7 protein-coding genes are annotated in these 8,447 nt (G+C 71.0%); all 7 read right to left on the bottom strand.

What is annotated here, in order from left to right; genetic code table 11:
* On the bottom strand, positions 1-1,243 hold a 1,243-nt coding region (gene xylB, locus ACIY1X_RS22005; protein ID WP_399684727.1), incomplete at its 3' end, for a xylulokinase.
* A gap of 18 nt (positions 1,244-1,261) precedes the next feature.
* Entirely contained in the window at positions 1,262-2,413 is a 1,152-nt protein-coding gene (locus ACIY1X_RS22010; RefSeq protein ID WP_399684730.1) for a Gfo/Idh/MocA family protein, read from the bottom strand.
* Positions 2,410-3,435 (bottom strand): sugar phosphate isomerase/epimerase family protein, encoded by a 1,026-nt coding sequence (locus ACIY1X_RS22015; protein WP_399684733.1) that lies wholly within the window; start codon positions 3,433-3,435, stop codon positions 2,410-2,412. Before ACIY1X_RS22015 ends, ACIY1X_RS22010 begins: the two co-directional genes overlap by 4 nt.
* Before the next feature lie 168 nt (positions 3,436-3,603).
* Complete coding sequence (locus ACIY1X_RS22020; protein ID WP_399684735.1) at positions 3,604-4,566, bottom strand: substrate-binding domain-containing protein; 963 nt, start codon at positions 4,564-4,566, stop codon at positions 3,604-3,606.
* Positions 4,567-4,700: 134 nt separating this feature from the next.
* Positions 4,701-5,723 (bottom strand): ABC transporter permease, encoded by a 1,023-nt coding sequence (locus tag ACIY1X_RS22025; RefSeq protein WP_399684738.1) that lies wholly within the window; start codon positions 5,721-5,723, stop codon positions 4,701-4,703.
* Positions 5,710-7,215 carry a sugar ABC transporter ATP-binding protein gene (locus tag ACIY1X_RS22030; RefSeq protein WP_399684741.1) on the bottom strand — a complete coding sequence of 502 codons (1,506 nt, stop codon included), beginning with the start codon at positions 7,213-7,215 and terminating at the stop codon, positions 5,710-5,712. Before ACIY1X_RS22030 ends, ACIY1X_RS22025 begins: the two co-directional genes overlap by 14 nt.
* Positions 7,212-8,381, bottom strand: a complete 1,170-nt coding sequence (locus ACIY1X_RS22035) for an ROK family protein (protein WP_399684744.1) — start codon at positions 8,379-8,381, stop codon at positions 7,212-7,214. The genes ACIY1X_RS22030 and ACIY1X_RS22035 overlap by 4 nt, the downstream gene beginning before the upstream one ends.
* Positions 8,382-8,447 lie beyond the last annotated feature (66 nt).

Raw genomic sequence — 8,447 nt, forward strand, 5'->3', positions numbered from 1 at the left:
GCAAGGTCTTGCCCGAGAGATCCGCCAGCATCTGCGCCCAGTACGCGCTGCGCGAACCGCCGCCGATGAGCGTGAGGCCACCGCTGAAATCGGCGCCGGCCGCCTCCAGCGCACCGAGGCCCTGCGCCAGCCCGTGGCCCACGCCTTCCAGCGTGGCGTTGAAGAGGTCCGCCCGGTCCGTGCCCGCCGTGAGCCCGAAGAACACGCCCTGCGCTGCCGGGTTGTTGTGCGGCGTGCGCTCGCCGTTCAGGTAGGGCAGGAAGAGCGGTGTGTCGTCGTTCAGGCCGCGCGCCTGGGCCTCGGCCAGCAATTGCGGCACCTCGGCGCCGACCAGCCGCGCGCTGAAGTCCAGGCAGGCCGCCGCAGAGAGCATCACCGACATCAGGTGCCAGGTGGCCGGCAGCGCATGGCAGAAGCTGTGCACCGCCTGCGCCGGGTTGGCGAGGAAGCGGTCGGTGGCCGCGAAGCACACGCCCGAGGTGCCCAGCGACAGCATCGCCTGCCCGGCCCGCACCACGCCGACGCCGACCGCACCGGCCGCGTTGTCGCCGCCGCCGGCCACCACCGGGATGCGCTGCAGGCCGAAGCGGCGCGCGATGTCCTCGCGCAGCCGGCCGGTCACTTCCGGGCCTTCGTGCAGCCGCGGCATCTGCGCGCGCGCGAGGCCGGTGGCGGCCAGCAGCTCGTCGCTCCAGCCGCGGCGCGCCACGTCCAGCCACAGCATGCCGGCCGCGTCCGAGCGGTCGGTGGCGAACTCGCCCGTCAGGCGCAGGCGCAGCCAGTCCTTGGGCAGCAGCACATGGGCCACGCGGTCGAACACCGCCGGCTCGTGCCGCCGCAGCCACGCCAGCTTGGGCGCGGTGAAGCCCGGCATCATCAGGTTGCCGGTGATCTCGCGCGCCACGGGCACGGCCGCTTCCAGTTCGGCGCATTCGCGCCAGGCGCGGCCGTCGTTCCACAGGATGGCCGGGCGCAGCACCTCACCGCGCGCGTCGAGCAGCGTGGCGCCGTGCATCTGGCCCGAGAGGCCGATCGCCTCGATGCGCCGGCGGTCCACCTGCGCCAGCACGGCGTCCAGCGCCGTCTCGCAAGACCGCCACCAGTCGGCTGGCGCCTGCTCGCGCCACAGCGGCTGCGGCTGCTGCACCGTGAGCGGGGCCGAGGCGCTGGCCAGCACGCGGTGCGCGCGGTCGAGCACGATGGCCTTGAGGCCGGAGGTGCCGAGGTCGATGCCGAGGAACATAGGTCCCCCGACGCTAGCCTAGAAATCGGTCCACTTCTGTACGCTGGCGGCGCTTTCCAATGCTTTCTCGATGAAGCGCACGCCGCGCGCACCATCGGCCAGCGTCGGGTAGTCGGCCAGCAGCGGATCGGGCGCATTGCCCTGCTGCAGCGCGCGGATGTGCGCGATCACGCCGAGGTACACGTTGGCGAAGGCCTCGATGAAGCCTTCCGGGTGGCCCGCGGGCAACCGCGTCGCCAAGCGCGCCGATTCGCTCAGCCACGGCGAGCCGCGCGTGAGCAGGCGCGGCGGGCCGTCCAGCGGCGCGTGCAGCAGCGTGTTGGGTTCTTCCTGTCGCCAGTCGAGCGTACCGGTGGTGCCGAAGACGCGCAGGCGCAGGCCGTTCTCGCAGCCGGCGGCGATCTGCGAGGCGACCAGCACGCCGCGCGCGCCGCCGCGGAAGCGCAGCAGCATGCTGGCGTCGTCGTCCAGCCGGCGGCCGGGCACGAAGGTGCCCAGGTCGGCGCACAGGCGCTCGATCTCCAGGCCGGTGACGGTGGCGACCAGGTTCTCGGCATGCGAGCCGATGTCGCCCAGCGCCCCGGCCGCGCCGCTGCGGGCCGGGTCGGTGCGCCATGCGGCCTGCTTGTTGTCGCCGCCATCTTCCAGCTTCGTCGCCAGCCAGCCCTGGTGGTACTCGACGACGACCTTGCGGATCTCGCCGATGGCGCCGCCTTGCACCAGCGCGCGCGCCTCGCGCACCATCGGGTAGCCGCCGTAGTTGTAGGTGACGCCGAACACGCTGCCGCTGCGCTCGACGATGCGCGCCAGCTCGGCGGCCTGCTCGCTGGTGTGCACCAGCGGCTTGTCGCACACGACGTGGATGCCGGCCTCGGCGAAGGCCTTGGCCACCGGGTAGTGCAGGTGGTTGGGCGTGACGATGGAGACGAAGTCGATGCGTTCGTTGGCCGGGCGCTTGAGTTCGTCGTTGAGCAGCGCCTGCCAGTCGGCATGGTTGCGGTCGTCGGCCAGGCCCAATTCGCGGCCCGAGGCATGGGCCCGCTCGGGCGTGGAGGCCAGCGCGCCGGCCACCAGTTCGGCCTGCCCGTCCAGCGCCAGCGCCTTGCGGTGCACGGCGCCGATGAAGGCGCCCTGGCCGCCGCCTACCATCGCGTAGCGCAGCTTTCTCATGTGCCGGCCATGCCGCCTTGGGCGGCTTTGTCGAACGCGGCATCGAAAGCGCCTGCGGCCGCGGGGAAGTCCAGCCGGCGGCAGAAGGCCGCGCTCTCCGTGGCGCCGTGCACGCGGTCCATGCGGCTGTCCTCCCATTCCACCGAGAGCGGCCCGGCATAGCCGATGTCGTTGAGCGCGACGATGATGGCCTCGAAGTCCACCATGCCGCGCCCGACGCTGCGGAAGTCCCAGAAGCGCCGTGCGTCGCCGAAGCTGGTGTGGCCGCCGAACACGCCCACCGTGCCGTCGCCCCTGCCCCACCACACGTCCTTCATGTGGGCGTTGTAGATGCGGTCGGCAAAGCGGCGGATGAAGCGCACGTAGTCCACGCCCTGGTAGGCCAGGTGGCTGGGGTCGAAGTTGAAGCCGAAGCGGCGGTGCCCGCCCACCGCCTCGATGGCGCGCTCGGCCGAGGCGATGTCGAAGGCGATCTCGGTCGGGTGCACCTCGAGCGCGAAGTTGACGCCCTGCTGCTCGAAGGTGTCGAGGATCGGCCCGAAGCGCCGGCCGAAGTCGGCGAAGCCCGCGTCCCAGTAGGCCTGCGAGGTGGGCGGGAAGGCGTAGGTGGCGTGCCAGATCGACGAGCCGGTGAAGCCGGTGACCGTCTTCACGCCGAACTTCGCGGCGGCGATGGCCGTGTCGGCCAGCTCGCGCGCGGCGCGCTGGCGCACGCCTTCCGGATCGCCGTCGCCCCACACCTGCGGCGGCAGGATGGCGCGGTGGCGCTCGTCGATGAGGTCGCACACGGCCTGCCCGACCAGGTGGTTGCCGATGGCCAGGCAGGTCAGGCCGTGCTCGCGCAGCAGCGCCCACTTGTCCTCGACGTAGCGGTCGGAGGCAAGCGCCTGCTGCACGTCGAAGTGGTCGCCCCAGCAGGCCAGCTCCAGCCCGTCGTAGCCCATGCGCCGCGCCAGCGGCGCCAGCTCGGCCAGCGGCAGGTCGGCCCACTGGCCGGTGAAGAGGGTGACGGGGCGTGGCATTCGGGTTTCCTTTGCTCAGCACTCGCTCCACCTCGCATCCCCTCTGGCGGCCGCGGAGCAGGCCATGCGGGAACCGCCGCGGAACTGGCTCTGCCAGGCCGCAGGCGGTGCCCCCTTGAGGGGGTTGGCGGAGCGGAACGAAGTCCGCGAAGACTGGGGGTGGGTCGTTTAGAACGGCGAGTTCGGGTGGTAGAAGTCCTTGGCGTTTTCCTTCGTGATCAGTACGGAAGGAATGATGGTGGTCTCGGGCAGCTTCTCGCCTTTCAGGCGCGCCTCGGCAGTGAGCTTGATGGCGTCGTAGATGAACTTGGGCGAGTAGCTCACGTCGGCCTGAATGCGCGGGTCCTTGCCGTCGAGGATGGTCTTGACCATGCCCTTGGCGCCGGCGCCGCCGAAGACGATCTTGATGTCCTTGCGCTTGGCCTGCTCGATGGCCTTGAGCACGCCCACCGCCATGTCGTCGTCGGCCGCCCAGATGGCGTCGATCTCCTTGAAGCGCGTCAGGTAGTCCTGCGTGACCTTGAAGGCGTCGTCGCGGTTCCAGTTGGCGTACTTGGCGTCCAGCAGCTTGATGTCGGGGTGGTTCTTCAGCACGCTGTTGAAGGCGTCCATGCGCTCGTTGTCCAGCGTGGTGGCGATGCCGCGCAGCGCGACGATGTTGCCCTTGCCGTTGAGCTGCTTGGCGATGTACTCGGCCGGGATCTTGCCGAAGGCGGTGTTGTCGCCGGCCACGTAGGCGTCCTGCGCGCTGGTGTCGGTCAGGCCCCGGTCGACCACGGTGACGTAGGCGCCCTTGGCCTTGACCTGCGCCACCGGCTTGGTCAGCGCCGCCGACTCGAAGGGGAAGACCACCAGCGCGTTGATCTTGGTGACGGTGCTGAAGTCCTGCAGCTGGTTGGCCTGCTCCTGTGCGTTGGCGGCCGTCTTGATGGTGATCTTCAGGTCCTTGTGCTGCTTCTCCAGGTCCTTCTTGGCCTGGTTGGCCCAGTAGTTGATGCCGCCCATGAAGCTGTGCGTGGCGGCCGGGATGGACACGCCCAGGTTCACTTTCTCGGCGGCCAGCGCGGGCACGCTGGCGAGCGCGGCGGCGGCGACGGCCGTGAGGGCGATGCGACGGGTGATGAAGGTCATGCTGGATGTCTCCTGGGTTGAAAGTTCACTGACACGGGAAGGTTCCCCACCCGTTCACGCTGAGCCTGTCGAAGCGCGGCGCGCGGCTTCGACAGGCTCAGCCCGAACGGGGCGGGTGGGCGGATGCCCCGCGTTCATCGCCTGCCTCTTTGCAGGAACGCCACCACGATGATCACGAAGCCCTGCACCGCCGCGTTGAGGTACACGCTGATGATGCTGGTGAGGTTGAGGATGTTGCTGATGACCGAGAGCAGGATCGCGCCGACCACCGTGCCGGTGATGCTGCCCGCACCGCCCTTGAGCGCGGTGCCGCCGACGATCACCGCGGCGATGGCCTCCAGCTCCCACAGCAGGCCGGTGGTGGGCGAGGCCGAGCCCAGCCGCGGCACGTACAGCAGCGTGGCGATGCCCACGCATGCGCCCAGCAGCACGTAGGTGAGCGTCTTCACGCGGTCCACGTGCACGGCGGCGTAGCGGGCCACCTGCTCGTTGGAGCCGATGGCCTGCACGTAGCGGCCGTAGGCGGTGCGGTTGAGGATGACGGCGCCCGCCACCGCCACCAGCAGGAAGACCCACACCGGCACCGGGATGCCCAGCAGGCTCGCGTAGTAGACCGGCGCGTAGAGGTCTGACAGGTCGTTGTCGAGCGTGATCGCGCCGCCGTTGGCGAAGTAGGTGAGGTAGGCGCGGAAGATGCCCAGGGTGCCCAGCGTGACGATGAAGGGCTCGATGCGCCCGCGCGTGGTGAGCAGGCCGTGCGCCAGCCCGAAGAGCGCGCCCAGCAGCACCGCCAGGCCCGCGCCCAGCACCACGGCCAGCAGCGGCGACCCCGTCGCCGGCCCGGCCCAGTTGATGAACAGGATCACGCTGCCCGCGATCAGCGCCGCCATCGAACCCACCGACAGGTCGATGCCGCCGGAGATGATGACGAAGCACATGCCCACCGCGATGATGCCGATGAAGGCGGTGCGGGTGAGCACGTTCATCAGGTTGTCGAGCGTGGCGAAGTCGCTGTTGAGCACGCCGCCGGCGATGCACAGCAGCACCAGGCCGATGACGGGGCCCAGGCCGTGCAGGCGCTCGGTCCAGCGCGGCTTGGATTCGGCGCGGTGCGCCGCGCCCTCGGCGGCGGCGGTGGGCGTGTCAGGCTTCGGCATGGGCGGTCCCTGTCGCATGGGCGATGAGTGTTTCTTCGGTCAGCCCCTCGCCGGGCAGCGTGGCCTCCAACCGGCCCGCGCGCATCACGGCGACGCGGTGGGCCAGGCCGATGAGTTCCATCAGCTCCGACGAGATGACGATGACGGCCAGGCCCTCGCGGGCCAGGCGCTGGATGAGGAAGTAGATGTCGCGCTTGGCGCCCACGTCCACGCCGCGCGTGGGCTCGTCGAGCACCACCACCTTCGGCCGCGGCTGCAGCACCTTGGCCAGCGCGAGCTTCTGCTGGTTGCCGCCCGAGAGCGACGCGGCCTTGACCTCCAGCGAGCCGGCGCGGATGCCGTAGTCCTTGACGGCGGCGGCCAGCGCGGCGCGCTCGGCCTCGGGCCGCAGCCACGGGCGGGCGTACTGCTCCAGCGCCATCAGCGTCAGGTTCTCGCGCAGGCCGAAGGCCACGTGCAGGCCCTTGCCCTTGCGGTCTTCGCTCAGGTAGGTCAGGCCGTGGTGGGCCGCGTGGCGCGGCGAGCGCAGGCGCACGGCTTGGCCCTGCAGCTCGACGGTGCCGCTGGCCGGGCGCAGGCCGAGCAGGCCCTCGAAGAGTTCGGTGCGGCCCGCGCCGACCAGGCCGGCGAAGCCGAGGATCTCGCCCGGCCGCACCTCGAAGTCGATGCCCTGCGCCCAGCCGGGCACGCTGAAGCCGCGCACCCGCAGCGCCGGCACGCCGCCGGTGGGCATCAGGTCGCGCGGCGGGTACAGGTCGGCGATCTCGCGGCCGACCATCAGGTTGGCCATCTGGTGGCGCGTCAGCTCGGGCGTCGGCGCGCGGGCGACGAAGCGGCCGTCGCGCATCACGATCACCTCGTCGGTCACGCGCTCCACCTCGTCGAGCTTGTGCGAGATGTAGACGATGGTCACGCCCTCGGCGCGCAACTGGGCGATGAGGCCGAACAGGCGCTCGGTCTCGCCCGGCGTGAGCGTGGCGGTGGGCTCGTCCATGATCAGAAGGCGCGCGTGGCGGGCCATGGCCTTGGCGATCTCGACCAACTGCTTCTCGGCCACGATCAGGCGGCGCACCTTGGTCGCCGGGTCGACCGCGAGGCCGACCTGCGCCAGCGCGGCGGCGGCTTCGGCGCGCATCGCGCGGTCGTCGAGGAACAGACCCTTGCGTTTTTCATGGCCGAGGAAGATGTTGTCGGCCACGCTCAGGTCTTCCGCCAGGTTGAACTCCTGGTGGATCAGCACGATGCCCAGCGCCTCGGCGTCGCGCGAGCTGCGGAACTGCTGCGGCTGGCCGTTGACGCGCAGCTCGCCGGCGGTCAGCGCTTCGTAGCCGGCGAGGATCTTCATCAGCGTGGACTTGCCGGCGCCGTTCTCGCCCAGCAGGCCGTAGACGCGGCCGGGCGCGAGGTCGAAGCTCACGCCGTGCAGCACCTGCACCGGGCCGAAGGCCTTGACCACGTTGTCGAAGGCGACGGCGACGCCCTGGGTGTTCATGCGAGCGCCCTCCCGACCTTGAGCGACTCGTGCATCGCCAACACCCCTGCGCCGATCACGCCGCCCTGCGGCCCCAGCGGCGTGTACTGGATCTCCAGGTGCCGCGTCGACAGCGCCAGCGAGCGCTGGTACACGCTCTGCCGCACGGCCGCCAGGAACAGCGGCCCGATGTGCGTGATGCCGCCGCCGATGAACACGTGCGAAGGGTTGAAGAAGTTCACCACCGAGGCCAGCATCTGCCCGACCAGCGCGCCGGCGCGCTGGATGATCCCGTTGGCCGCCACGTCGCCCGCGCGCACCGCCTGGCCCACGTCCACGGCGTCGATGCGGCCGTGCGCGCGCAGGTGCTCGGCCAGCAGCGGGCTCTGGCCCGCCTCGGCCGCTGCCACCGCCATGCGCACGATCGCCGGGCCGGCCGCCATCGCCTCCACGCAGCCGACGTTGCCGCAGTGGCAGCGCGGGCCGTCGTGGTCCACGCAGATGTGGCCCACGTCGCCGGCCGAGCCGGCGGCGCCGCGGTACACCTCGCCGTGGCACACGATGCCGCAGCCGATGCCGGTGCCGATCTTGATGACGAGGAAGTTGGGCAACTGCCGCTGCAGGCGCCACAGCTCGCCCAGCGCCATCAGGTTCACGTCGTTGTCGACGAACACCGGGGCGCCGTACTCCTCGCGCAGGTAGTCGCGGATCGAGAAGCCGTCCCAGCCGGGCATCAGCGGCGGGTTGACGAGCTGGCCACTGTCGAAATCCACCGGGCCGGGCACGCCGATGCCGATGCCCAGCACCCGCGAGGGCTGCGCGCCGCAACGCGCCAGCAGTTCGCGCATCAGCTCGCGCACGCGCGCCAGCACCACGCCGGGGCCCTTGCGCACGTCGGCCGGCTCCGCCGCGTGGGCCAGCACGGTGAGGTCGGGCTGGAGCACGGCCACGTCGAGGCTGGTGGCGCCGATGTCCACCGCCAGCAGCAGGCCGAGGTCCGCATGCAGGCACAGGTGCTCGGCGCGCCGCCCGCCGGTGGATTCGCGCTGGCCGGCTTCGGAGAGCAGCCCCTGGTCCAGCAGCCCGGCGATCAGCGAGTTGGCCTTGCTGCGCGAAAAGCCCAACCGCGCCGCCATGCCATGGCGCGAGCCGCCGGCCGACCAGAAGGTGGTCTGCAGCAACTGCATCTCGGGCATGGACAGGCCGTTCCAGGGGGCCAAGCGTGTGTCTCCGTGCATGTCTCTTCTTGCTCC

Source organism: Xenophilus sp. (assembly GCF_044462705.1).
Taxonomy (GTDB): Bacteria; Pseudomonadota; Gammaproteobacteria; order Burkholderiales; family Burkholderiaceae_C; genus Xenophilus; species Xenophilus azovorans.